The sequence below is a fragment of the Hominimerdicola alba genome (assembly GCF_900112155.1).
GTDB lineage: Bacteria > Bacillota > Clostridia > Oscillospirales > Ruminococcaceae > Hominimerdicola > Hominimerdicola alba_D.
In genome coordinates, this window is the sequence record NZ_FOKQ01000007.1 from 26,407 (window position 1) to 51,112 (window position 24,706).

At 46.9% G+C, this 24,706-nt stretch carries 21 protein-coding genes; 9 read left to right on the top strand and 12 right to left on the bottom strand.

Translation table 11 applies throughout. The features are described 5' to 3' along the window. Nucleotides 1–608: 608 nt before the first annotated feature. Complete coding sequence (locus tag BM265_RS05505; RefSeq protein ID WP_074960569.1) at nucleotides 609–1,250, bottom strand: hypothetical protein; 642 nt, start codon at nucleotides 1,248–1,250, stop codon at nucleotides 609–611. 284 nt (nucleotides 1,251–1,534) lie between these two features. Here BM265_RS05505 and spoIVB point away from each other — a divergent pair, with 284 nt between their 5' ends. After that, nucleotides 1,535–2,746: a SpoIVB peptidase gene (gene spoIVB, locus BM265_RS05510; RefSeq protein WP_074960570.1), complete on the top strand. Its 1,212-nt coding sequence runs from the start codon at nucleotides 1,535–1,537 to the stop codon at nucleotides 2,744–2,746. A 57-nt stretch (nucleotides 2,747–2,803) separates the two neighbouring features. Here spoIVB and rapZ read toward each other — a convergent pair whose 3' ends face one another. The 10 genes from rapZ to murD all read right to left on the bottom strand — a co-directional run bounded on the left by rapZ (nucleotide 2,804) and on the right by murD (nucleotide 11,930). Next, the gene (rapZ, locus tag BM265_RS05515; RefSeq protein ID WP_074960571.1) at nucleotides 2,804–3,664 is read right to left on the bottom strand and encodes an RNase adapter RapZ; all 861 of its coding nucleotides are present in this window, start codon (nucleotides 3,662–3,664) and stop codon (nucleotides 2,804–2,806) included. A 40-nt stretch (nucleotides 3,665–3,704) separates the two neighbouring features. Further along, complete coding sequence (murB, locus tag BM265_RS05520) at nucleotides 3,705–4,640, bottom strand: UDP-N-acetylmuramate dehydrogenase (RefSeq protein WP_081358373.1); 936 nt, start codon at nucleotides 4,638–4,640, stop codon at nucleotides 3,705–3,707. Nucleotides 4,641–4,779: 139 nt separating this feature from the next. Beyond that, nucleotides 4,780–5,739, bottom strand: a complete 960-nt coding sequence (hprK, locus tag BM265_RS05525; RefSeq protein WP_074832917.1) for an HPr(Ser) kinase/phosphatase — start codon at nucleotides 5,737–5,739, stop codon at nucleotides 4,780–4,782. Nucleotides 5,740–5,784: 45 nt separating this feature from the next. Next, on the bottom strand, nucleotides 5,785–6,240 hold the full coding sequence (locus BM265_RS05530) for a GNAT family N-acetyltransferase (protein WP_074960572.1): 456 nt from the start codon (nucleotides 6,238–6,240) through the stop codon (nucleotides 5,785–5,787). Then, nucleotides 6,218–6,892, bottom strand: coding sequence for a hypothetical protein (locus BM265_RS05535; RefSeq protein WP_074960573.1), 675 nt, complete (start codon nucleotides 6,890–6,892; stop codon nucleotides 6,218–6,220). Before BM265_RS05535 ends, BM265_RS05530 begins: the two co-directional genes overlap by 23 nt. Before the next feature lies 1 nt (nucleotide 6,893). Further along, a complete protein-coding gene (locus tag BM265_RS05540) occupies nucleotides 6,894–7,913 on the bottom strand; it encodes a phosphotransferase (protein ID WP_074960574.1) in 1,020 nt (339 codons plus the stop codon). After that, on the bottom strand, nucleotides 7,891–9,159 hold the full coding sequence (locus BM265_RS05545; protein WP_074960575.1) for a methionine gamma-lyase family protein: 1,269 nt from the start codon (nucleotides 9,157–9,159) through the stop codon (nucleotides 7,891–7,893). The genes BM265_RS05540 and BM265_RS05545 overlap by 23 nt, the downstream gene beginning before the upstream one ends. Before the next feature lie 66 nt (nucleotides 9,160–9,225). Continuing rightward, nucleotides 9,226–9,651 (bottom strand): hypothetical protein, encoded by a 426-nt coding sequence (locus BM265_RS05550; protein WP_074960576.1) that lies wholly within the window; start codon nucleotides 9,649–9,651, stop codon nucleotides 9,226–9,228. Between the two features lie 47 nt (nucleotides 9,652–9,698). Then, nucleotides 9,699–10,484 carry a GNAT family N-acetyltransferase gene (locus BM265_RS05555; protein WP_074960577.1) on the bottom strand — a complete coding sequence of 262 codons (786 nt, stop codon included), beginning with the start codon at nucleotides 10,482–10,484 and terminating at the stop codon, nucleotides 9,699–9,701. 51 nt (nucleotides 10,485–10,535) lie between these two features. Further along, nucleotides 10,536–11,930 carry a UDP-N-acetylmuramoyl-L-alanine--D-glutamate ligase gene (murD, locus tag BM265_RS05560; protein ID WP_074960578.1) on the bottom strand — a complete coding sequence of 465 codons (1,395 nt, stop codon included), beginning with the start codon at nucleotides 11,928–11,930 and terminating at the stop codon, nucleotides 10,536–10,538. 199 nt (nucleotides 11,931–12,129) lie between these two features. Here murD and BM265_RS05565 point away from each other — a divergent pair, with 199 nt between their 5' ends. The 8 genes from BM265_RS05565 (at nucleotide 12,130) to BM265_RS05600 (ending at nucleotide 23,205) form a co-directional block, all read left to right on the top strand. Continuing rightward, nucleotides 12,130–13,092, top strand: coding sequence for a DMT family transporter (locus BM265_RS05565; protein ID WP_074960651.1), 963 nt, complete (start codon nucleotides 12,130–12,132; stop codon nucleotides 13,090–13,092). A 127-nt stretch (nucleotides 13,093–13,219) separates the two neighbouring features. Further along, nucleotides 13,220–14,632: a sensor domain-containing diguanylate cyclase gene (locus BM265_RS05570; protein WP_074960579.1), complete on the top strand. Its 1,413-nt coding sequence runs from the start codon at nucleotides 13,220–13,222 to the stop codon at nucleotides 14,630–14,632. Nucleotides 14,633–15,166: 534 nt separating this feature from the next. Further along, a complete protein-coding gene (gene coaBC, locus BM265_RS05575; protein ID WP_074960580.1) occupies nucleotides 15,167–16,357 on the top strand; it encodes a bifunctional phosphopantothenoylcysteine decarboxylase/phosphopantothenate--cysteine ligase CoaBC in 1,191 nt (396 codons plus the stop codon). 10 nt (nucleotides 16,358–16,367) lie between these two features. Next, on the top strand, nucleotides 16,368–18,476 hold the full coding sequence (locus BM265_RS05580; protein WP_074960652.1) for a glycoside hydrolase family 36 protein: 2,109 nt from the start codon (nucleotides 16,368–16,370) through the stop codon (nucleotides 18,474–18,476). A 96-nt stretch (nucleotides 18,477–18,572) separates the two neighbouring features. Next, entirely contained in the window at nucleotides 18,573–19,910 is a 1,338-nt protein-coding gene (locus tag BM265_RS05585) for a CCA tRNA nucleotidyltransferase (protein ID WP_074960581.1), read from the top strand. Further along, complete coding sequence (locus BM265_RS05590; RefSeq protein ID WP_074960582.1) at nucleotides 19,900–20,394, top strand: VanZ family protein; 495 nt, start codon at nucleotides 19,900–19,902, stop codon at nucleotides 20,392–20,394. The genes BM265_RS05585 and BM265_RS05590 overlap by 11 nt, the downstream gene beginning before the upstream one ends. 222 nt (nucleotides 20,395–20,616) lie before the next feature. Further along, the gene (locus tag BM265_RS05595; protein WP_074960583.1) at nucleotides 20,617–22,605 is read left to right on the top strand and encodes a putative bifunctional diguanylate cyclase/phosphodiesterase; all 1,989 of its coding nucleotides are present in this window, start codon (nucleotides 20,617–20,619) and stop codon (nucleotides 22,603–22,605) included. A 39-nt stretch (nucleotides 22,606–22,644) separates the two neighbouring features. Beyond that, nucleotides 22,645–23,205, top strand: a complete 561-nt coding sequence (locus BM265_RS05600) for a GNAT family N-acetyltransferase (protein WP_074960584.1) — start codon at nucleotides 22,645–22,647, stop codon at nucleotides 23,203–23,205. A gap of 751 nt (nucleotides 23,206–23,956) precedes the next feature. Here the strand turns inward: BM265_RS05600 and BM265_RS05605 are convergent. Further along, the gene (locus tag BM265_RS05605) at nucleotides 23,957–24,694 is read right to left on the bottom strand and encodes an ABC transporter ATP-binding protein (RefSeq protein WP_074960585.1); all 738 of its coding nucleotides are present in this window, start codon (nucleotides 24,692–24,694) and stop codon (nucleotides 23,957–23,959) included. Nucleotides 24,695–24,706 lie beyond the last annotated feature (12 nt).

Sequence of the window (24,706 nt, forward strand, 5' to 3'; positions counted from 1 at the left end):
CTATTTAACCCGCGCCTAAAATATACAAAATTAATTATACCATTGTGTATTGCAGATGTCAAGCATATTTTATTAATAATTTAGGCAGTCCCGCGGATTTTTTCGGCGGGACTGCCGGTGATCCGTTGTAGGGCGGAGCAGGGAAGTTTAGGTTTTTGAGATAGTCGGATATTTAATGCCGAAAGTTTGTTGTTTTTCGCACATAGTTTTAGCGTATGCATACGGTCGCATCGTTTGGAATGCCCGCGCATACTTTGGTATTCGCCGGTTTGCAAGTTTTCGCCCCTCGTTCCTCGGGTCGAGAAATCAACGAGCGTACCGCCGTTGATTTCAGGCGCGGCAATAATTCTCCGCAGATAGAAAGAGCGTAGACGTTTGTATTGTCTACGCTCGGATTTTTGTAGCGGTGACTGCGTCGACCGCGTGCCGCGCCTTTTTGACAGGGCGGGTAGTCTGATTTCCTCTTATGGTTTGCTAGGCATTATTGCTTTGCGCCTTGATGCGAGGGCTCTGCCCTTAACAGTCAGCGTTGCTGACTGTGGCTCCCCGCAAGCCTTTCGCGAAAAGCTTGTGCAAAAGCTCCCCTTTGGTGGTTTTCAGCGGGTTTGTTATTCCTCAACGATGGACTTGACAGGTGCTGTGTCCTGCTCGTGTTTACGCTTTTTGGCTTCGATGATCTTCAAAACTATCCACCAGACGAGTATCACAGTTTCGAGTGCGGCAACTGCTGTCATGGGGTAATGTCGCTGCATATATTCGCGGTCGATGTTGCGCAGTTCTTCCTCAACATACACTTTATCCAGTTTATCGGAGAGGTAGTTGATAAAGTACTGTGAAGCTTTCAGGTACAGCCCTGTTCCTGTGACGATCAAAACGAAAGCGGGGATATGCTTTTTAAGGTATTCTATAATTATGCCCGCAAGTACCAGTGCATCGCCTGCAAGCATTGTCCAGCCCACCCATTTTGGCGGCTGGGGGTCGATATATCCGCCGAAGGTGCCAAATATTGCGATAAGTCCGTAGTATATGCCTGACCATGCGAATGGTACCAGAATAAGTAGTCGCATAAACAGGAATCCCAGAGGTTCCTTGCCGTAGCGACCGTATTTGGTTTTATACAGCAGTTTTTTTGCGGACTTGCTTTGTCTGTTTCGGGCAGCTTCACGTTCCTCGCGCTCTTCTTCCTCGCGTTCAAGGCGCTCTCGTATCTGTTTCTGGGACTGCGCTTTAAGTCTATCCTTTTTTGACATTTTTTACCTCTTTAATATGCTATCATTTTCTTGATCTGATTACGGCGAAAAGCCGTATTTTATTATAGCACATCGGACTGCTTTTTGCAACAGGCGAAAATATATAAAGGACGGCAAAAAAGTTAAAATCTGCCTGAAACGGTACTTGAAAAAAGTTTACTTCTTTTTGCCATAACAAATAATACTTTTTCGGGCGGCTGAATCAAACGCGGCTGACTGTCAACAATAGTAATGACTTCGGTATTCAGCCGTAAGTTGAAAATTTATGGAAAAGGAAGAATAAAATGGAAATATCAAAATATCATTTCAAGCGGGCAGCCGCGGCGGCGGGGGCTGTGGGGCTGACTTTGCTTAGTGTGGCTGGGTTTTATGACAGGACTCTGCCTGACAGTTACAGCGTGGCGCATGACGGGAAACTGGAGCTGAACACGTTTTTCAGCATATCATCGCGGCCTGTGAAACGCTCCTACATGACGGCATTGAAGGATATATCGGAGGAAGCATCACGCGGCAGGGAAAGTACGCTGATGCTTTTCGGGGCTGTGCCTGTGAAGGATGTTACGGCGGTTTGCATTGAAAGACCTAAGCTTGTGCCCTGTGGTGAGACTTTCGGGATAAAGCTTCTTACGGACGGCGTGATAGTTGTTGAACTCACCGATGTGGGCGGGCGGTGTCCTGCAAGGGAGTGCGGCATACGCAAAGGTGATATAATTGTAACCGTCAACGGCAGGAATATACGTTCAAACCGCGATATCTCCGAAGAAGTAAGGCGGTGCCGTGAGAGCGGGTGCGAGGTGGTCTACAGGCGCGGCGGCAAGGAGAAGACCGTTATGCTTGAACCCGCGTACTTTGAGGGCGGCTATAAGGCGGGAATGTGGGTGAGGGATTCCTCGGCCGGAATAGGTACGCTGACATTTTTTGACAAGGACAGCGGAGTCTTCGGCGGGCTCGGTCACGCGGTTTGTGACAGTGATACAGGTAATATACTGCCACTTTCCGAGGGGGCTGTGGGAGACATCGAGATAACGGGGCTTATACCCTCGGAGGAGGGTTCTCCCGGGCAGCTGCTTGGAGAATTTTCGGGGGATGAGGTTCTCGGGGAGATAAAGCTGAACTGCGAGGCTGGGCTTTTCGGGACGCTTGAGAATTCACCCGATGATAAGGAAGAAGTCGAACTGGGCTATAAGCAAGAGGTACACCGAGGCAGTGCGCAGATATATTCCTCAACCGATGGCAAAGCTCCCGAGCCTTATTCTGCGCAGATAGAGCATATCGACCTTAGCGACGGCGCGGAGCATGACCTTGTGGTACACATCACTGATGAACGTCTATTAAGTGAAACAGGCGGCATAGTGCAGGGCATGAGCGGCTCGCCAATTATGCAGGACGGCAGGCTTATCGGGGCTGTTACCCATGTGTTCATCGATGACCCCACACGAGGTTACGGGATATTCGCAGAGGATATGGTATCTGTTGCGGAGAGTACTTCACAATGAAAAAAAGGCAGCATCACACGCTTGATAACGTGGGTGCTGCCTTGCTGTTTACTATAATTATCTCTTTTCGATATCGCGGTGAGCCAGCCTGATGGTCTTGCCTTGGTCGGTGAGGTGCTTTGCAACAGCCTCCGCAAAGGTGACGCTCCTGTGTTTGCCGCCTGTACAGCCGAAAGCTATTACCAGCTGTGCCTTTCCCTCTTTTTCGTACAAAGGGATAAGGTAGTCTATGAGATCGGTGAGCTTTTCAAGAAGAGTCTGTGCTTCCTCAAAGCTCATGACATATCCCGAAACTGCGGAATCAAGACCTGTTTTGCTTTTTAGCTCGGGAATATAGAACGGATTTGGCAGACATCTTACGTCGAAAGTGAGGTCTGCATCGTTCATTACACCGTACTTGAATCCGAAAGAGCGAACTTCTATCCTCATAGCGGACTGTCCCGCACTGAGGAAAATATCGTACATCTTTCCTTTGAATTCAGCTGTTGAGGTGGAAGAGGTGTCGATATAATAATCAACATCGTCCCGAACTGATTCCAGAAGTCTGCGCTCTGTCTCGATGGCATCGCGTATATTTCCGCTGGCTATCTCATAGAGAGGGTGCCTGCGGCGTGTTTCCTTATAGCGGCGCATTATTACTTCATCGCTGCAATCAAGGAAGATAACCTTGACTTTTATGCCCATATTGCGCATATCTGTTATAGCGTCCTTTAGCTTGAAGAAAAGTGCTCCGCCGCGCACATCTGCAACGAAAGCGACTTTATCGAAATTGCCGTCGGACTGTGCGCATATATCAGCAAACTTTACCATAAGCTCGGGCGGCATATTATCTATGCAGTAATATCCTATATCCTCCAGCACATCGATAGCGGTTGATTTGCCCGAACCTGAAATACCTGTTACTACTACGAACTGCATTTTATTCATCCCCCTTTTAACCCTTATTTAACGGGAGCCTTTAAGCCTCGTAAGGTATGTATCTTACCTCACATTCAAGCATTATGCCTGAATCTTTATGTACTTTATCCTGCACCTGTCTGATAAGTTCAAGAACGTCGGCACAGGTGGCGCCGCCCTTGTTTACTACGAAGCCGCAGTGCTTCTCGCTGACCTGCGCTCCGCCAACGGAGAAACCTCTGAGTCCGCTGTCCTGAATAAGCTTGCCTGCGAAAAGACCTTCGCCTGTTGGCCTTTTGAAGGTACTGCCTGCGCTGGGCATATTCAGGGGCTGTTTATCACGGCGGCGACCCATGAGATCTACCATTTTATCTTGGATCTCGTCATAGCTTCCGCCCGGCAGTTCAAATTCGCCTTCGACTATCAGTTCGCCGCTTTCTATGAATCTGCTGGTCCTGTAACCGAACTTCATCTGATCGTTCTTGTATTCAAACTGTCTGCCTTCACGGTCAACGGCTCTGCCGTATTTTATAACGTCCTTTATCTCTCCTCCGTAAGCGCCTGCGTTCATGAAGATAGCGCCGCCCACACTTCCGGGGATACCGTAAGCGAATTCAAGTCCGCTGAGGGAGTGTTCCAGTGCGAAACGGCAAAGTTTCAGCAGTGGACAGCCTGCCTGTGCCACGATGGTATTTTCGTCTTTCATATATATCTTATCCATCGAGCTTCCTATCAGGAAGATCACACCGTCGAAGCCGCGGTCATCGAACAGTACATTCGAGCCGTTGCCCAGTGCCATCGTCCTGATGCCCAGACGATTAGCTTCCTCCCAGAGGTGGGAGAGATTATCGGGCGAATTTATATCTATCATTGCCGTGCAGCACCCGCCGATACGGAAAGTGTTGTGTTTATCCAGCGGCTCGTTCGGGAATACTCTGCATTCCAGTTCTTCCGCCAGTTCCAGCAATGAACGTGTATTCATATCAAGTTCTTTCACTTGTTCTTCTCCTTGTTTGTTTATTGGTGCCAAAACATACGAGTGGTATTTTTGGCATTTAGCGGCATGATGATATCATGCGACCGGCAGTTATAGCAAATCGCGGCAATAAGACGTACCATGCCGTATGTAAGCTTTATCAGAATGCGTCCCAGTTCTTAACGGATTCCTTGGTATCCATTTCAAGACCGAGGTTCTGAAGAAGCTCTGCCGCCGCGTTGTAGCCCATCTTCTTGTGACGGTTGTTCATAGCGGCAACTTCCAGTATAACAGCCAGATTACGGCCAGGTTTTATGGGTATGGTAAGGCTGGGTATCTTTATGCCCAGTATGGAAGTATACTCGTTATCCACGCCCATGCGGTCGTATATCTTCTTGCTGTCCCAGGGTTCAAGCTGAACTATCAGGTCGATCTTTTCGGATATCTTTACGGCACCCATACCGAACAGTCTTCTGGTATTTATAATACCTATGCCGCGGAGCTCCAGAAAATGCCTGATATTGTCAGGGGACTGACCTACCAGAGTTCTGCTGGAGGTCTTTCTTATCTCAACAGCATCGTCAGCCACAAGACGGTGACCTCTCTTGACAAGCTCGATAGCGGTCTCGCTCTTACCTACGCCGCTTTCGCCCACGATGAGTATGCCCTCGCCGTAAACTTCGATAAGCACGCCGTGACGGGTGATACGGGGTGCAAGCTCAACATTGAGGTAGCCTATAAGTGCTGCGATGAAAGCTGTGGTGCTGTCAGATGTGCGGGCTATGGGCACGCCGTATTTTGAAGCTATATCTATCATTTCGGGATAGAGCTCATGGCTTCTTGCCACGATGAACATGGGTATCTTTGTTGCAAAAAGTGCGTCCAGCCTCTGTCTTCTTACTTCTTCATCGATGGAAGCAAGGTACGCGAACTCCATGTTGCCGCATATCTGTATACGCTCGGCATTGAAGTACTCATAGAATCCCATAAGCTGAAGTCCCGGACGGTTGCAGTCGTTATCGGTGACTATCAGTTCATCGATATTATCGGGCGCATAAAGCAGTTCCAGCCCCAGCTGCTTGACTATTTCGCTGACTGTTACACTGAATATCTCAGCCATAGTTATCAACTCCTCTTTGATAATTTATTGTTCGTTTAAGCCCTTTTACAGGGACATTATGTATATCTGACATGGGTTCTCGTCTCCCCATATCTCGTTTATCACTTCAAGTTCCTTGAAGCCGCAGGAGATGTAGAAAAGGTTTGTCCTGTCATAGTCTTCGTACATTCCCATGCGGACGGTCTTGACCTGCATGAATGAATAGCCCTCGGCTTTTGCGGTCTTTACCGCTTCTTCAAAAAGTGCCTTGCCTATGCCGCGGCGGTGGTACTCTTTAAGAACGCCCATCACTGCCAGCTCGATGGTGGCATTTCCTGTTTGTTTAAGGCACAGGAAACCGACGTATTCGCCGTTTTCCTCAGCCGCGATAAAGGTCTGCCCTGCGCTTTCCGCGATGAATTTTTCACGGCTTTCCTCCACCTCAAACCACTGGTCAAGGGCGTCAAGGACTTTTCTTGCTATATTTCTTTTGGTATCCTTATCGGTTATCTTTACTATCATTTGTTTGTTCTCTGTTGTTTGAAACTATGTTACCGAAGTATACATATTCGTTGTGATAATCCCAAAATCCCTGTAAAACAAGGTGTTCCCTGCCGTCGCTGTCGGTATAGATGTCACAATACTCGCCGATGTCTCCACCACCGTCCCATAATAACAGACCGCGCCATTTTCCAGTATCATAATTTAATCTTTCAAAGTCAGAAACAAGTGGCTCTTCTCTCTCATATTCATCAAATGCTTTATAAAGCTCATCGTTCATGAAAACTTCAAGCACCCTGACTTTGATCCAAGCGATATAATCATCACGGGAAACAACGCTTTCAAACCTGCATTTGATGATACCGCCGCAGGCTATGACTTCATCTGTCATCTCGTCCGTATAATAGTCTCTTGGCGACTTCAACTGCATATAGAATTCGTCACCTATCTCTTCATCAAAGGGCTTTCTGACCCGTATGTCGCATATCTCCCCTACCTCGGGTCTTGTCTCACGACGTATCCAGGATTCGCTGTCAAGGGGCGGTATTTCTTCGCCGCTTTCTAGCCATTCCATGATGCAGTCATCACAGCAGTAAGCCCAGCCTACGAAACCCTTGGGTACTTTAGGTTCTTTTTTTACTTCTGCACCGCAGCATCCGCATTTGAATCTCATGTTATCCTCCTTTGGTTATGTTTTCAAGGGAGTTCACTATATCCGATTTTGCATCGTGGTAGTATATAACGTGTGCCATTGTTTCTTTTACCTGTGCCATGGCAGAAGCTCTGTCCTCTTCGGCACATTCTTCACCTAAAGTTTTACGGATATTGTACTCAAGCCATTCCAGCCTGCCGCAGTTGCTGTGGTAGAGTGTCTCCGCGTCACAGCCAAGACTTCCGCCCGAGCCCAGATACGCTGAAACAAAGCTATCCATCAAAGTGAGATCGATAGCACAGCTTTCATACCCCGACCAGCACAGCGCCAGTTCAAAGGCTTCTGTAACAGGCGATGAAAGGTCAAGACATTCAAGGTCTATTATGCCGAATTTACTGCCTTTCCACAGGACGTTCTTGCTGTCCATATCATTGTGGCACATCGATATATCCCGAGGAAGTTTAGCTTTTGCCGCGTTGCCTTTCTTCATGCTTTCATACAGAAGACCGCGGTTATCGGAGAGAAGCTTGTAAAGTTCGCTGTCAATGTCCGCCATCCGACTTATATAGCCGTCCCAGTTGATATCCTGCATATCAGGGACAAAGCCTTCGCTTTGTCTTCCGATGGAATGGATATCGGCAAGCACCGAGCCTATCTTACAACAGTGGGCTTGTGTTATTTCCTTGTCTTTCAGGGCTTTGCCGTCAAAGTAGTTATATACGTAGAAGTATCTGCCGTCGGTATACTGCATCTTTTTTTCATCAAATACAAGTGCAGGCACTATCGGCAGACCTTTCTCTTCAAGCAGGCGCTCATACTTTTCGGCTTTGGCGAAATTTTCAGCTGCCGTGGGACGCGCCATAACATAGGGGTCAAGGAGTTTCACCGCATATCTGCCGTTTTCAGTGAAAAGCGAATACATCTTGTGCATATACCCGCCTGTCAGTGGCTGGGGTGCAGAAATTATCCTGCCAAGCCCGCATATGCGGCTTATCTTTTCAAAAAGCTCAGGTGTCATATCAGAGTTTGATATTCCCCTCATTCAGCATCTCCTGTGCCGCCAGCATTATGCCTGTTTTTCCGCTGGGGTAGGTTATGCCGCCCTGGAGCCATACTGCGTAAGGCTCGCGTATTGGGGCATCGGCAGAAAGTTCAATGCTTGCACCCATGGTGAACGCGCCCGCCGCCATGATGACCTTGCTCTCGTAGCCCGGCATATCCCATGCTTCGGGAGTAACATAGCTGTCAACGGGGCTGCCTTTCTGTATGCCCTTGCAGAAGGCTGTAAGGTTCTTTTCGTTTTTAAGCAGTATAGAAGCGATGATATCCGTTCTCTTTTCACTGCTTTCGGGGAGGGTCTTGTAGCCCATCTTTTCAAAAAGTCGGCAGGCAAAGACCGAAGTTTTCAGGGCATTTGCCACTGTCTGGGGGCAGAGGAAGAATCCAAGAAGTATCTCTCTGTTCATGTTCAGCGAACAGCCTACCTCTTTGCCCATGCCTACGCAGGTGAGTCTGTCTGCACATTTCTCCACAAGGTCTGCGCGACCGCAGATATATCCGCCTGTGCTTGCTATTCCGCCACCGGGGTTCTTTATCAGCGAACCTACTATAAGGTCAGCGCCCACAGCCAGAGGTTCTTTCTCCTCAACAAATTCGCCGTAGCAGTTATCTGTCAGGATTATTATATCGGGATTTGCGTCTTTTGCCACCTTGATTACAGATGCTATCACATCGACAGTAAATGAAGGCCTGAGGGAATATCCCCGTGACCTCTGTATGTATCCGACCTTCGCGTCCTTAGCCGCCATTGCTATGGCTTCAAGGTCGGGAGTGCCGTCCTCTTTCAGTTCGACTATGCTGCTCTTCACGCCGAAATCTCTCAGCGAACCGCAGCCTGTGTCACCCTCTTTGCCCACAACGCCTTCGAGGGTATCGTAGGGTGCGCCTGTGAGGAAACACAGCATATCATCGGGGCGGAGTATACCGAAAAGCGCGGTGGAAAGTGCGTGGGTGCCGTTGACGAAAGTATGTCTGACTATGGCATCTTCGCCCCCCAGCGCCTGAGCGTAAACCTTATCCGCAGTATCTCTGCCGATATCACCGTAGCCGTAGCCCGTAGTGCCTTTCAGACAGCCCTCGCTCACGCGGTTGTCGATAAAGGCTTTCAGTACTTTCTGCCCGTTTATCTCGGCGATGCGGTCTATCTCCGCAAAGACCTCTGTACACTCGCTCTCAGCCTGTGCGGCAAGGGCGAGTATCTTTTCATCTATTCCAAAAATGTTTGTCAATTATTTCACCTCAAGTAGATCTTTTTTCAGCATAGGTTCCTCAACTTCATATATCGCACCGTATATCTAAAAAGCGTCGCGTCCGAAAACTACTGTAAGCGTAGCGAAGATCGCAAGCAGGGTGAAGTTCACTCCACCTGTACCCGGTACGAAATATTTAGATGGGTCATTGGGATCTATCATTATTTTTTTCTTGTACATATAGTATGCGGGACTTGAATACGAGGCGTCTTTAAACTTCGCTTCGCAAGGATACTTTTTCCCCTTGTACTCGTATATACAGCGAACGTAGTAATCCTTCCTTTGGTCGCCGTCTTCGTCCGTATATTCATTCACTTCATAGTCCACAGGCATGACTTCTACTTCTACTGTACAGTTTCTGGGACATTTTTTGCTCTGTATGCCGGTCGCCAGTACTATTACGGTAAGCACGGCAAATATCAGTGTCAGGATCGTTTTGATGTTTATGCCGGAACTTCTTCTTTTCATCATATAGGATCGCTCCTTTATCTGTTCTTTTGTTCTTATTTTTCTATCTGTTAATGGCTGGGCTTTTCGTCCCGTCTTTCAAGGACTGTATCTATGCCCATGGCTTTGAAGCCTATCTCTTCATAATAGCTCACTCTGTGAGGTCTTGCGAATAACTTCACGGAAATGCCCTGCTGCCATAGTCTTTCGCCTATCCAGTAAAGCAGAGTTCTCGCGTGCATTTTTCCGCGTTCCTCGGGTACTGTGCCCACCTGACCCACCAGCGCTATCTTGTCTATTATGTACTGTATGGTAGCGGTGGTATAGTCACCCATAAGGAATGACTGCGAAAGTCCACGACGTATGCGGTGGGAAGTATCTGTCAGCCACATCTCATAGCTGTCTTCAAGCCTCGGGAAACACTGGGCGAGTATCTTGTAAACATCGTCCAGTTTGGGAAGCTCGTCCACCTCCAGCGGGGGCAGCTTGCCTGTGGGAGAATATGTGAATTCGGTACGCTTTTCACTGCGGTATTCATCATCTAAAAGGACTGCCAGCTTTTCGCCGTACTGCCTTTCAAGCTCAACCGAGAACGGTTTCAGCATACGCACGAAGCCCGCAAGTTCTTCGAGCATTTCATCGGGCAGTTCTTTGCCCTCAAAAGTCGATATCATCAGTGCGCTGTTGAATTCAGAGAACATTCCCAGTCTTTCGCCCTTGTAGTCCATGAAGAAGAACCGCAGGAAGTCATATTTTGTGCCGTAGGCGAGAAAGTGCGACTTTATCCGTCGGCTGTAATTATTGTCCCTGAGCCTGTTTATCAGCGCAAGGTCGATATCTTTGGTCTGATATATCATTATAAGTCCTCCGTTCGGGGGCTAGGATCATTTGTATTTTGCATTACGGTATCAGCTGAGTTCGTTTACCAGCTGCTTGAAATGTCTGCCTCTGTCCTCGAACATACGGTACATATCAAAGCTTGCGCAGGCAGGTGTCAGCGAAACGATATCGCCCTCTTCTGCGTATTCGCGGGCAGTGCGCACTGCTTCTGCCATATCCTTTACGGTGATTATCTTCAGTCCGCTGCCCTTGAAATTGGGAGCTGCTTCAACTGCGGCGCGTATCTTGTCCTTGGTCTGACCCATGAGTATCAGCACCTTTACCTTATCGCAGATAGGTGCAGCCATAGGCTCAAAGCTTACGCCCTTATCGGAGCCGCCCTGTATCATTATCTGCTTCTGGTCGAATGCTGCCAGGCAGGCAAGAACTCTTGTGGGGCTTGAAGCTATGGAGTTGTTGTAATACTTTACGCCGTCCAGTTCTCTTACAAATTCTATACGGTGCTCAACGCCGCCGAATTCCTTTGCTATCTTTGCAACGGTCTCGGGCTTTACTTCGCCGTAGGTCATAGCTATGGCGGTGAGGTAGTCCTCAACGTTGTGCATACCGGGTATCTTGATATCCTTCATATGTACATACTCGGTGACTTTTCCGCGCTCGTTGTAGCAAAGCATACCGTCTTCACGTAGGAATGCTCCGTTATCGGGCTTTTCCTTGATGCTGAACCATGCCAGGTCACCGCGGACGCGGTCTTCAAGACCGTGGGTAACTTCATCGTCAAAGCTGAGTACAGCTCTTGAATATGCGTTCTGGTGGTCGAGGATATTGCACTTTGCAAGGGTATATTCCTCCATAGTGCCGTGAACGTTCAGGTGGTTGGGGCGGATATTGGTTATGCCCGCAACATCGGGGCTTTCACGCATGGATATCAGCTGGAAGCTTGAAAGCTCGCATACTGCCACATCTGTTTCGGAGATGGTCTCAACCAGAGGAAGCAGAGCCTTGCCGATGTTTCCGCCCAGATGTACGCGCTTGCCCTCGGCTTTGAGGAATTCGCTTACGAGAGTGGTCGTGGTGGTCTTGCCGTCAGAACCAGTCAGTGCGTAGGTCTTGCAGGGGCAGAGGTCGAAGAAAGTCTCCATCTCTGAAGTGATTACAACACCCTGCTTTCTTGCCTTTGTAAGAACAGGGTCATTGTAGTACATACCGGGGGTACGGAAAACTATATCGCAGTTGAAGAGTTCATCGAGATAATTCTCGCCCAGTGAAAACTCACAGCCCTTTGATCTGAAATCCTCGATCAGCATAGGGTCGAACTCGTCTTCTTCACGCTTGTCGCAGATAACACAGTTTATGCCTTTGGAAAGGAATACCTTAATAAGGTCGGTATGGCTCACGCCCACACCTATGAAAGCAACTCTTTTATCCTTTATTGCATTGAAGTACTTTTGTGCCTTAGTCATTGTAATTTCTCCTTTATTTCAATGTCTTTATGTCACAGTCTTATCTGCAAACACAAATTATCTATTATATTATACACTATTTTCCCGCAAAACGCAAGGGGATAAAGAAAGAATAATGAAAAAAAGCGTCAGGGTGGCTTTTTTACGCGGGTTCTTGATTTATACAAAAATATGGTGTATAATCATTTCGGGTGATGTAATGGAAGGTTTAAAAAAGGAACTTGCGGTATTCTCGGGGGCACTGCTATGCTGTTTTCTGTGGGCGAGCGCTGTGCCATCAATAAAGATTGGCTACAAACTGTGGGATATCGGCGGGGACGAAACTTGGAAAGTGATACGATTCGCGGGGATAAGATTTTTCCTTGCGGGGATACTTGTGATAGCTTTTGCAGGTGCGGCGCGTAAAAAACTGCTTATCCCGCAGCGTGACGAATGGGGAAAGGTGATGTTCCTCAGTCTATTCCAGACCATAGGGCAGTATATTTTCTTCTATATCGGGGTCGCCCACACTACGGGCGTGAATTCGGCTGTGGTGGATTCCATGACTAACTTTTTCGCCATAATCATAGCCAGCGTAGTGCTGAGAATGGAAAAGCTTACGGTGCGGAAGATGGCAGGCTGTCTGCTGGGGCTTGCGGGAGTGGTGCTTGTGGAGATAACTCCTGCGGGATTTGAATTCCGCCCTGCGGGTGACGGTCTTGTGGCACTTTCGGCGCTGTGCTACGGAGTATCCTCTTCGATGATAAAGAGGTATTCATCGGAACATGACACCGTGCTTTTCAGCGGCTGGCAGTTCATATTCGGCGGCGCGGTGATGACGTTTGTCGGTCAGTGCGGTATGATGGTCTCGGGCGGTAGCAGTGATGATGCTTCTCATATATCTTTCAAGGCTGTGGCACTGCTTATCTATCTGGCGCTGGTATCCAGTGTGGCATACACACTTTGGGGGATACTCCTTAAACATAACGATGTTTCAAAGATATCGGTATTCGGTTTTATGAACCCTGTCATGGGCGTTATGCTTTCGGCAGTGCTTTTGGGTGAATCGGGACAGCTGGGCATAAAATATGTTGCGGCGCTTCTGCTTATAGGTGCGGGCATAGCTACAGTTAACCTGAAAAAGTCTCATGGGATCAACGATACGTTGAATACTGATGGTTAATTGTGAGAAAATTATGTCTAAATTGTTGAATAATACTTGAAATTTCTATGACATTGTGCTATAATATATGTAACACCAAATCTATTGCCGGACGATGTACGGGCAGTCCGGCAGAATGGAGGAGCATATGGATTTTCAGAATGTTGTTGACAGTATATCCAAAGCTGCCTGTGTAGTATCTGTTGAAACTCCTGCGGACGGGAGTCCGATGAAGTTCAGGATAGTTACAGGCAACCGCGCTTATCTTGATACCATCGAGCGCCCGATGCAGAATGTTGAGATGCTTACGAGAAAATTTGTGCCCAACAGTGAGTACACTAACTATCTCAACCGTGATCTCAACTTTGAAGATTCCTGCTACCGTGCAGCAGTGGAGAAAAAGCTTCTGCACGCATATGCGCACCCTGCAAGGTATGATGTGTGGTTCAATATGTCGTTTCTGCCGCTGGGTCCCGATGAGGGTGACCTGCATTACTGTATGTACATAATGGAGATAAACTTCAAGCCCGATGCAAAGAGGATGTCCACCATATCGGCGGATATCGCATCTGCGGTGCTTGAGACCTGTATCAAGCTGAGAAGTACCGATGATTTCAGAACGATCATGAATGAGATATGTGAGGATATCCGTGATCTCTGTGATTCGGAGAACTGCTGTATTCTGCTTATGGATAAGGCGAAGCGTTCGTGCTCGGTGCTTTGCGAGGCTTTCTCAAAGGATACGAAGCTTGTTTCGATGGAGAATTATCTTACTGATGATTTTTACGATATAGCCGAATCATGGGAGAATACCATTGCGGGAAGCAACTGTCTTGTTGTAAAGAATGACAGCGAGATGGCAGTAGTGCGGGAGAGAAATCCTGTATGGCATGAATCTATAACAAGCGCAGGCGGCAAGACCATAGTTCTGTTCCCGCTGGAGTTCAAAAATGAGCTGCTGGGCTATATATGGGCGATAAACTTCAGCGCTGAGGTGGCTGATACCATCAAGGAGACCCTTGAACTCACCACGTTCATACTGGCTTCTGAGATATACAGCTTCAAGATGATGGACAGGCTGCACGTTCTCAGCTCAAAGGATATGCTGACGGGCGTGATGAACCGCAATGAGATGAACAACTATGTGGATGACCTTGTAGAAGGAAGATCGGGCAAGTCCGTGGGCGTAGTATTCGCCGACCTGAATGGACTGAAAGTCGTGAACGACAGCGAGGGCCACATCGCAGGTGATGAGCTGCTGAAAAAGGCAGCTTATGCTTTGCAGGAGGTATTCAATTCCCGTGATATTTTTAGGGCGGGCGGCGATGAATTCGTTGTGATGCTGACAGGTGTTACAGAGGAAGAGCTTTGTCGGAAGACTGAGGAACTCAGGGAAGTTTCGAAAAAATATTCCGATCTGGTATTCGCGATAGGCTATGCCTATGAGGACAGCACGGCTGAGGTACACAAAGCTCTGCGCCTTGCGGACGAAAGGATGTATCTCGACAAAAAGCACTACTATGAGATGCACCCCGAAAAGAAGCGAACTACCGTAAATTAATAGTATATAATATCACGACCCTCGACGAAACGGGGGTCGTTTTATATTGAAATACCATGCCTGATACAAATGTTCTGTGGGGAACATTTGTGAGAAAATCGAGATCGAAGTCGTGTACAAGGCTGTGATACGTCATCCGGTATTTTAATTAGGCTTTTTTCGCAGAAAATATTGACATTTGCGGCTTTGAATGTTATACTTTGGATAATAAACCGTTTCATTCAGAGAAAAATTACCATGGGCAGATTGCTTAATGTTAATCATATATTTAAGCCTGATAAGCTGACTAAAGCACAGTTCAAAAAGAAGTTCACGGAATTTATGACAGCCAAAGGCTAAACAAATAAAATGAATTACGATATTATAGTGAGATGCAGAATGATTATGTCAGATAGAGAAACAATGAATATATGGTTCTTAGATAAGTGAGAGACAATTATCGAATGTCAGCCTGTCATCTATTGCCATAAAACTAAAAATGTGTTATAATAATAAACAATATATTACGTGAAGCAGACTGAAAGGAGAATCATCATGTTACTTGATGGAAAATGCGTGGTCATCGGCGTTACGGGGTCGATAGCCGCTTACAAAATACCCAATCTTGCGCGTATGCTGAAAAAACAGGGAGCTGATGTTGAGATACTAATGACACCCAATGCGTGCAATTTTATAAATCCCATAACTTTTGAAAGTTTGCTGGGGCACAAGTGCTTGGTGGAAACTTTTGACAGGAACTTTCAGTACTCGGTCGAACACGTTGCTCTGGCGAAAAAGGCGGACGTGGTTCTGATAGCGCCCGCTTCTGCAAACGTCATAGGCAAGGTGGCTTCGGGCATTGCAGACGATATGCTGACTACCACCGTTATGGCTTGTACCTGTACAAAAATTGTCTCACCTGCCATGAATCACAATATGTTCCACAACCTCATAGTTCAGGATAATATCGAAAAACTGCGGAGATTCGGGTATAAGATAGTTGAGCCTGACAGCGGTATGCTGGCGAACGGCGACAGCGGTGACGGAAGAATGCCCGAGCCCGATGTGCTTTACGAGTATATCCTGCGGGAGATCGCTTGTGAGAAAGACCTTGCGGGCAAGCGGGTGCTTGTGACTGCGGGTGCCACCCGTGAATCCATTGACCCTGTGCGCTTTATCACGAATCATTCCAGCGGAAAAATGGGCATTGCAGTGGCTAAAGCCGCGATGCTTCGCGGTGCTGAGGTTACTCTTGTTGCGGGGCACACTGAGGCTCAGCTGCCGCCTTTTGTGAATTATGTGCCGGTTGAAAGCGCTGAGGATATGTTCAATGCGGTGACTCAGCTGTCCAATAAACAGGACTTTATTATCAAGGCTGCGGCTGTGGCGGACTATACTCCCAAGACGACTGCGGATAACAAGCTGAAAAAGTCCGATAATGACATGAGCATCGAGCTGAAGCGGACAAAGGATATCCTCAAATATCTGGGCGAGCATAAGCGTGAGGGTCAGAAGATTTGCGGATTTTCCATGGAAACGGAGAATGTTATCGAAAATTCGTCCAAAAAACTACACAGCAAAAATTGCGATATGATATGCGCAAATTCTCTGAGAACAGAGGGTGCTGGTTTTGGTGTAGATACAAATGTTATCACGATGATAACCAAGGACGGCGCTGACGAACTGCCTCTGATGTCAAAGGAAGAAGCCGCCCACAGGATACTTGACAAACTTCGCGATCTGTAAAGGCAGAAAGATGAAAAGGATACAAATATTTGAAAACGGCATAAATGTCGTTTTTGAGATAACCGATGAGAAGATGATAAAGCTGCTGCATTTCTCGGCGCTGCCCTTTGATGAAAGTACAATGACTTTGAGAACAGGCAATGCAGGGTTCAACTTGGTAGAGTTGCAGGTCAGCGGGATAGACCGACCGGGAGAGCGTCACGGCAACAAGTATATTATAACTGCACCGGGGTATCGTCTGAAATATAAGGATTTTAAAGATACGAATAACGCTCTGGGACGCAAGTTGGAGATCATCTGCTTCGATGAAGAAACGGGTCTTGAAACTGTTTCACATATGCAGTTCTACACAGGCACACGCGCTGTGAGGGTGTGGACTGATATCAACAATAGCGGTACAGAAAATTGGACTTTAGAATATGTTTCGTCATTTTCGCTGACAGGCATCGAGAAAGAGGGGCTTCTGCCACAGGACGAAAAAATGCGTGTGGGGATATGTCACAACTCGTGGCAGAGAGAGCTTCAATGGCAGTTTTACAGCCTTGAACAGGCGGGTCTTGGACAATCTCAGCCCACGGAATGGCAGCATTCATCCAAGGTGCTCGGTGTGACGAACGTCGGCAACTGGTCGTCCAAGGAGTATATCCCGATGGGGTATCTTGAGAATACCGAGGTCGGCGGGGCGCTGATGTGGCAGATCGAACATAACGGCTCGTGGCATTGGGAAATATCTGACCGCGAGGGGCATTTGTATTTACAACTTTCGGGACCTTCGGAGATAGAGTCACATTGGTCTAAGAATTTGAAGCCCGGAGAGAGTTTCAGATCTGTATACTGCGGCGTGTGTGCGGTGAGCGGCGGTTTTGATGAAGCTGTTGCTGAAATGACAAGGTACAGACGTCTGATAAGACGAAAAAATCGCGATAATACGAAGCTTCCTGTGATATTCAACGACTACATGAACTGTCTATGGGCTGACCCGACGACCGAAAAAGAGCTTCCGCTGATCGATGCGGCAGCAGAAGTCGGATGTGAATATTTTTGCATTGATGCAGGCTGGTACGCTGACGATGTTTGGTGGGACTGGGTCGGTGAATGGCAGGAGAGCAGGAAGAGATTTCCAAACGGTCTTCGTGAAGTGACTGACTATATCCGCAAAAAAGGTATGATCCCGGGGGTGTGGTTGGAGATAGAAGTCATGGGTATAAAATGCCCCATAGCGGACAGACTTCCCGATGAATGGTTCTTTGTCAGACACGGAAAAAGAGTCTTCGACAGGAGCAGATATCAGCTGGATTTTCGCGTACCTGCGGTGCGAAAACACTGCGATGCCGTTGTGGACAGACTGATAAATGAATATGGCGTCGGGTACATTAAAATGGACTACAATATAGAGCCCGGCATCGGTACAGAGAATAATGCAGACAGCTTCGGTGATGGTCTGCTGGAACACGAAAGAGCCTATTTAGCGTGGCTTGACGGCGTTTTTGAACGTCATCCGAAGCTTATAGTCGAAAATTGCTCCAGCGGCGGTTTGAGAATGGACTACGCGCTGCTATCGAGATGTTCCATACAGTCAACTTCGGATCAGGATGATTACCGCAGATACGCCACTATCGCCGCAAATGCGCCTTCTGCTGTGTGCCCCGAGCAGGCAGCTGTCTGGTCATATCCTTTGGAAACAGGTGACAGGGAAGAAGTTGTATTCAACATGGTGAATGCTATGCTTTTACGAGTACATCAAAGTGGACACTTGGCGCGTTTGGAAGCGGAAAGAAGGGCTCTTGTAAAAGAAGGTATCGATGTATACAAATCCATACGAGGTGATATCGTAAATGGTGTCCCGTTCTATCCGCTAGGTGTGTCTAAATTTTCGGATAATTGGTCTGCGCTGGGGCTGAGATGCGATGGTCGGATATATCTTGCTGTTTGGCGCAGAGAGGGTTCGGACAACTGCATTATCCCTATTGATAATGATTTTAATGATGTAAAAGTCAACTGTATTTATCCTTCGTATAATGAGGAAAAATTCGCTTACAATCCAAATAACAGGACACTTTCTCTTAGGCTTAGCAGACCGAATATGGCTCGGCTGTTTGTATTGGAAGAACAGTCGTAAATTGCGATAATATATATAGTCGAAAATTGTGTTTGATAAATAGTCAGATATTGCTTTATGTGGAGAACAGGATATAGTATTTAACAGGGAGGATTTATGGACATTAAAATACCGCGATATGTTGCTTCGGTGATAGAGATCTTAGAAAAAAACGGATATGAAGCCTACATCGTGGGTGGCTGTGTAAGGGATGCTATGATGGGCAAAGAACCCCATGATTACGATGTATGCACCAATTGCACGCCTGATGGCATGGTTGAGATCTTCAGCGGATTTCACACCATAAAAACCGGGCTGAAGCACGGCACTCTCACAGTCATGTCGGAGCATATGCCTGTGGAGGTCACAACTTATAGGAGCGACGGTGAGTACACCGATCATAGACGACCTGATTCGGTAAAATTTGAAACTGAGCTCGGTGAAGATCTGAAACGCCGTGACTTTACTGTCAATGCAATGTGTTTTAATCCAAATGATGGGACAGTTGATCTTTTCGATGGAAAAGAAGACCTTGAAAATCGTATTATCAGATGCGTAGGAATTGCAGAAGACAGATTCGATGAAGATGCGCTCCGTATCATGCGGGCATTAAGATTTGCATCTGTACTGGACTTCGATATAGAAGAAAATACTGCTGCTGCAATGCGAAAAAAGTCTTATCTGTTGAACGCAATTTCTGCTGAACGAATTTTCTCGGAGCTTAAAAAGCTTCTCTGCGGCAAAGCAGTGTGCAGGATAATGCTGGAATACTCGGATATAATTGGCGTGATACTTCCTGAGATCATTCCCTGCATCGGCTGTGAGCAGAACAATATCCATCACTGCTACACAGTCTATGAGCACATCTGCCGAAGTATCGAGAATATTGAGTGTGACGAAGATCTGCGCCTTGTTATGCTGTTTCACGATATCGGCAAGCCGCAGAAAAAGGTTACCGATGAGGCGGGCGTTGATCACTTCAAGCTGCATCAGCTAAGCGGTGGGGATATTGCAGAGTCCGTTCTTACGCGACTTAAATGTTCCAACAAGACCCTGAAAATGGTGACTTCACTGGTGCTTGAACATGATAACCGCATCCTTCCGAAGCGGCGCACTGTCAAGAGATTTATAGCAAAATATGACTATGATTTTTTTGAGGACTGGCTGAAAGTTCGCAGAGCTGATACTCTGGCACAGTCGGAGTATATGCGTGAGGAAAAGATGGCAGAACTGGAGCAGCTCGCAGTACTGGGTGCTGAGATAAAAGAGGAGATGTGCTGTCTGAAGACCAGTGATCTCGCAATTAACGGTCATGATATGATCGCCATGGGATTCAGCGGTGCTGATATCAAGAATGCCCTCAATACCGCGCTGGATGCGGTGATAGATGAGGAGATCGAGAACGAGCGCGAGACACTACTCGCATTCATAAGGGGGAAGTTTAATGGACAGTAAATTATTTAACTTCTTTAGATGGGTCATACTGATCGCAATGTGTATAGTGATATTTGTTTTTTCTTCATCTCCTGCAAATGATTCGACCAATCAAAGCAGAACAATCGTTATGAAGGTCATCCATTTTTTCTATATCGATTTTGATAAAAAGCCTGTTCCTGAACAGGCGGCTATATACTCTTTGTTGACGATCCTGGTCAGAAAAGGCGCACATTTTTCTGAATATGCTTTGCTTGCTGCACTAGCTTTTTCCGCATTTTACGGGATACACAACCGCATCCTGAGATTGCTAAGTTCTGTTGCGGCGGCTGCTTTATACGCTTGTACGGACGAATTTCACCAGACATTTGTGCCGGGGCGTGCGGGTATGATGCGTGATGTTATCATAGACTCATCAGGTGCGCTGTTTGGTGCTATCGTCGCCTGCTGCATTGCAGCTTATTTCACTGCGTGGACTATCATCAGAAAGAACAGTTATTACTGAAATGCCGTAATTTCAGGCTTTGGCGTCTTGCTTTGTGCAAGGCGCTTTTTGTTTGTGTGAATATCTTTACATATTAAAATATATTATATCGAAGTGACATGAAACTGCCTTTGGAATTGTATAGTTTTCACATTCTTTGTTCATAATTAACCACATTTATTGACAATTCATTTCCTTTGATATATAATAACCTTAGGTATCGGAAAGTGTGGTGACGGCATTATGGCAAAATTTAATGCTCAGACCTTAAAAAAGTCTATACTTCGCGGTTTAGGTCTGGAAAAACACAGTAAATATGTAAGCGATTATTTTTACGATGCTAATATGAAAGCCAGCATTTATATGTCGATAGTTGTTATCGTGCTGGAAGTATGGATGCTTGTAAGGACAACTGTGACCCTTATCCGCAAGGATATGATGGATAAGTTCGGTCTTTATTTTGAAAAGTACTATATCAACTACATTATCCTGCTTACCGCAGGTGTGGTAATGTTTGTTTTTGCACTGAGGTATGTGCTGGGCAAAACGGAAAGAAAATGGCTTGGTATACTGATTAAATGGGCGTTTTCGGCGATATGTATATACTTCGGCATCAAGATATCCATGCAGGACTACCAGAAAGGTGAGCAGATACTTACTTTTCTTACGATGGAGCTCTTCGTTGTCTGTCTGCTGACATGGCGTCCGTGGGTAGGATTTTCAATACTTACCTCATCTTATCTGATATTTTTCACGATACTTTCCCGCATGGAAGCCCATAATACAGGGGAAGTCGGGCTGACCCTCGCTACGCAGATAAATGGCTTTACCATGTGGCTCTCGACGCTGCTGTTCTGCATATCAAACTATAACAAAACCCTTTCACAGGCGCTGAAAGATGAAAGTCTTGAAGAGGTGAACTCTCACCTCAGCCGTATATCGGTGGAGGACGAGCTGACGGGGATACATAATATGCTGTACTTCAGGAGCGAAGCCGAAAAGCTGCTGAATTATGTCACTACCGATAAGGATAATGTGGTGTTCCTGTTTTTTGATATCGAGAATTTCAAGTCGTATAACGAAAAATACGGTTTTCACAAAGGAAATGAACTGCTGAAACAGGCGGCGCATATGATAGTGGATGCTTATCCTAATTCACTGGTGTCCAGATTTTCGGACGACCACTTTGTGGTGCTGACCCATAAGGAAGGCTGCAAGGAAGCTGCTGAAAAGCTTTCGGAGCAGATAAACGCTCTTCAGAATGAAGTGCATCTTCAGCTGAAATGCGGTGCTTATCAGCCTACGGCAGATGAGAGCGACCCCAGTCTTGCCTGTGACAGGGCGAGATTTGCCTGCAATACCATCAAGAAGCATTTCGACAACTTTTTCAGGTACTACGATAAAACGCTGGAGGATAAATTCCAGATGAAGCAGTACATTGTCAACAGTATCGACAATGCCATCGCAAACGGCCATATCAAGGTGTATTATCAGCCTGTTGTATCCACGCGGACAGGTGAGATAGTCGGGCTGGAAGCTCTTGCCAGGTGGATAGACCCCAGGTATGGTATACTGCCGCCCGGAGCTTTTATTGAAATACTTGAAGAGTACAGGCAGATTCACAAGCTGGATATCTGCATGATAGAAAGCGTATGCCGCGATTACCGCGAGGCTGTGGAAAAAGGCGAGGTATTTGTGCCTGTGTCCCTGAACTTTTCAAGGCTTGATTTCGAGCTTTGCGATATCGTGGGAGAGCTTGATAAACGTGCGGTGAAGTACAAAGTCCCGAGGGATTTCCTCGATGTGGAGATAACAGAAAGCGTTCTGAATGATCAGCACGACTTATTGCAGAGGGCTATGTCACGGCTGAGAGAACTGGGCTATAAGGTATGGCTGGACGATTTCGGCTGCGGATATTCCTCAATGAACGTCCTGAAAGATTACAGCTTTGATGTCTTGAAGATAGATATGAACTTCCTAAGCGGATTTGATGAAAACCCCAAGACCAAGCTGATAATCAACAATATCGTGGCGCTGACCAAGGAGATAGATATGGTCTCGCTGACGGAGGGTGTTGAAACAAGGGAGCAGTTTGAATTCCTGGCTTCCATCAACTGCGACAGGGCGCAGGGATTCTTGTTCAGCAAGCCTGTACCTCTTGAAAAGCTGCGTGAGCGGGCAGCTGAGGGTGAACTGAAGTTTTCAGAAGAATTCCGCTCGGTACAAGTGTAAAAATTCAAAAGACAGACATGAGACAGAAAAGGAGACAACATGATAACAGATATTTTTGAAGAACCATTGTCGATGGAGCTGGAGAAAGTATGTTTAAGACCTATAACCGCAGATGATGCGGATGATCTTTACGATATTTTTTCGGACAGACAGGTGATGAAGTACTACGACAGACTGCCCATGGAAAAACGCGAAGAAGCAGACGAACTGGCGAAAATGTTCATGGACGGCATGACTGATAAGACTATGATTAGATGGGGGATAGAGGAAAGATCCAGCGGAAAACTGATTGGTACCTGCGGATTTTTCTGTATCTCCGAAGATGATAAAAAGGTCGAAGTAGGCTATGAACTCAAGCGTGACCGCTGGGGCATGGGAATAATGTCCGAAGCGCTGGGCGCGATAATGAGATTCATATTTACAAAGACGGATATCAACAGAGTTGAAGCCTTTGTGGAAGTGCCGAATGTGGCTTCGATGCGGCTTCTGGATAAGTTGGGCTTTGTCAACGAGGGCACTTTGCGCCAGTACGAAAGGTGTAGGAATGAACTGATAGATGTTACTATCTGGAGCTGTCTGAGAAGCGACGGGGTGTATTAAGAGAGCACAAATCCTCGGGAACTGCCAAGGAAGGGAGCTTTGGCTCAAGCCTTTCGCGAAAGGCTTGCGGGAGCGCGAGGGCAGAGCCCTCGCTTCAAGGCGCAAAACTAGTGTGACAAGCGTGCTGTAAATAGCAAAGCAAACTCCCGACCCAAGAGCGCGGCAATATCAAATAATACGAGCGTGGACAAAACAATCGTCCACGCTCATACTATCTGCGTAAAATTATTGCCGCGCCCGAAATCAACGGCGATAGCTCGTTGATTTCTCGACCCGAGGAACGAGGGGCGAAAGCTCGCAAACTTTCGATCATAGCAAAACCAATGATTATACCGGCAAAACCCGTTTTTATGGTTGTGAGGACATCCATTTTAAACGCTACAGAGTGCGGCACTCTTATCAATACATACTGCGGTAGTCAAGGTCGCCCCTTACGGGTCGAGCTGTCAAATAACAACGACTGCGTCGGCTGTGGCTTCGCTGTTTGACAGCGGGCGCGGCAATTTATTTACGCAGACAGAAAGAGCGTGGACACAAGATTTGTCCACGCTCATATTGTTGTTATTGCCACGCCTTTATTTGGGCGGGAGTTTGCTGTGCTATTTACAGCACGGTTGCCGCGTCGCTCTTGCGCCTTGACCGAGAGGCTCTGCCTCTCGAGCTCTCCGCAAGCTTTTCGCGAAAAGCTTGACCAAAAGCTCACCCATTTGGCATTTTCCGCGGGGGTGTTGCACTGCTTCACTTTGCTATATCATTTCGTCTTTTCCTGATAGATAGCTGCAACTTCATCGATATCACCTGCGGCGATGAGTTCGCCGTGTTCAAGGAGTATCGCTTTGTTGCATATCCTCTTTACCTGATCGAGTGAGTGGGATACAAACAGTACTGTCACGTTGGACTTGAACATACTCATGATCTTGGCTTCGCTCTTTTTGCGGAACTTTGCGTCGCCAACGGAGAGTACCTCGTCAAGTATCAGTATATCAGGCTCGATCTGAGTAGCTATTGCAAATCCCAGTCTTGTTTTCATACCCGAGGAATAGTTCTTTATGGGTACATCTATGAATTTTTCAAGCTCAGCGAATTTTACTATCTCATCGAATTTCTTGTCAACAAATTCCTTGGAATATCCCAGCACTGCGCTGTACAGATAAATGTTTTCTGCACCTGTGTACTGAGGATCGAAACCTGCACCAAGTTCAAGCAGAGGAACGATCCTGCCGTGTCTGATGACTTCACCCTCGGTAGGCTTGAAAACTCCTGCTATGACTTTCAGCAGGGTACTTTTGCCCGCACCGTTCAGACCGAGGATACCAACGCGGTCGCCCTTTTCAACTTTGAAATCCACATTTTTCAGCGCCCAAAATTCGTTGTATTTCAGCTGACCTTTCAGCATTTTTATCACGTATTCTTTAAGGCTGTCAAGTTTTTCCTGACTGAGGTTGAACTTCATTCCCACGTTCTTGACCTCTATCGCATAATTAGACATTGAGTTTTCCTT

Bases quoted from the DNA above. Each gene is read 5' to 3' on its own strand.
- murD (WP_074960578.1), bottom strand. From the start codon at position 11,930: ATGACTAAGGCACAAAAGTACTTCAATGCAATAAAGGATAAAAGAGTT.
- BM265_RS05540 (WP_074960574.1), bottom strand. From the start codon at position 7,913: ATGAGGGGAATATCAAACTCTGATATGACACCTGAGCTTTTTGAAAAG.
- hprK (WP_074832917.1), bottom strand. From the start codon at position 5,739: ATGGCTGAGATATTCAGTGTAACAGTCAGCGAAATAGTCAAGCAGCTG.
- rapZ (WP_074960571.1), bottom strand. From the start codon at position 3,664: ATGCAGTTCGTAGTAGTAACAGGTATTTCAGGTTCGGGCAAATCAACC.
- BM265_RS05555 (WP_074960577.1), bottom strand. From the start codon at position 10,484: ATGATATATCAGACCAAAGATATCGACCTTGCGCTGATAAACAGGCTC.
- BM265_RS05605 (WP_074960585.1), bottom strand. From the start codon at position 24,694: ATGTCTAATTATGCGATAGAGGTCAAGAACGTGGGAATGAAGTTCAAC.
- BM265_RS05600 (WP_074960584.1), top strand. From the start codon at position 22,645: ATGATAACAGATATTTTTGAAGAACCATTGTCGATGGAGCTGGAGAAA.
- BM265_RS05550 (WP_074960576.1), bottom strand. From the start codon at position 9,651: ATGATGAAAAGAAGAAGTTCCGGCATAAACATCAAAACGATCCTGACA.
- BM265_RS05570 (WP_074960579.1), top strand. From the start codon at position 13,220: ATGGATTTTCAGAATGTTGTTGACAGTATATCCAAAGCTGCCTGTGTA.
- BM265_RS05565 (WP_074960651.1), top strand. From the start codon at position 12,130: ATGGAAGGTTTAAAAAAGGAACTTGCGGTATTCTCGGGGGCACTGCTA.
- spoIVB (WP_074960570.1), top strand. From the start codon at position 1,535: ATGGAAATATCAAAATATCATTTCAAGCGGGCAGCCGCGGCGGCGGGG.
- BM265_RS05505 (WP_074960569.1), bottom strand. From the start codon at position 1,250: ATGTCAAAAAAGGATAGACTTAAAGCGCAGTCCCAGAAACAGATACGA.
- BM265_RS05595 (WP_074960583.1), top strand. From the start codon at position 20,617: ATGGCAAAATTTAATGCTCAGACCTTAAAAAAGTCTATACTTCGCGGT.
- BM265_RS05580 (WP_074960652.1), top strand. From the start codon at position 16,368: ATGAAAAGGATACAAATATTTGAAAACGGCATAAATGTCGTTTTTGAG.
- BM265_RS05535 (WP_074960573.1), bottom strand. From the start codon at position 6,892: ATGAGATTCAAATGCGGATGCTGCGGTGCAGAAGTAAAAAAAGAACCT.
- BM265_RS05530 (WP_074960572.1), bottom strand. From the start codon at position 6,240: ATGATAGTAAAGATAACCGATAAGGATACCAAAAGAAATATAGCAAGA.
- coaBC (WP_074960580.1), top strand. From the start codon at position 15,167: ATGTTACTTGATGGAAAATGCGTGGTCATCGGCGTTACGGGGTCGATA.
- BM265_RS05590 (WP_074960582.1), top strand. From the start codon at position 19,900: ATGGACAGTAAATTATTTAACTTCTTTAGATGGGTCATACTGATCGCA.
- BM265_RS05585 (WP_074960581.1), top strand. From the start codon at position 18,573: ATGGACATTAAAATACCGCGATATGTTGCTTCGGTGATAGAGATCTTA.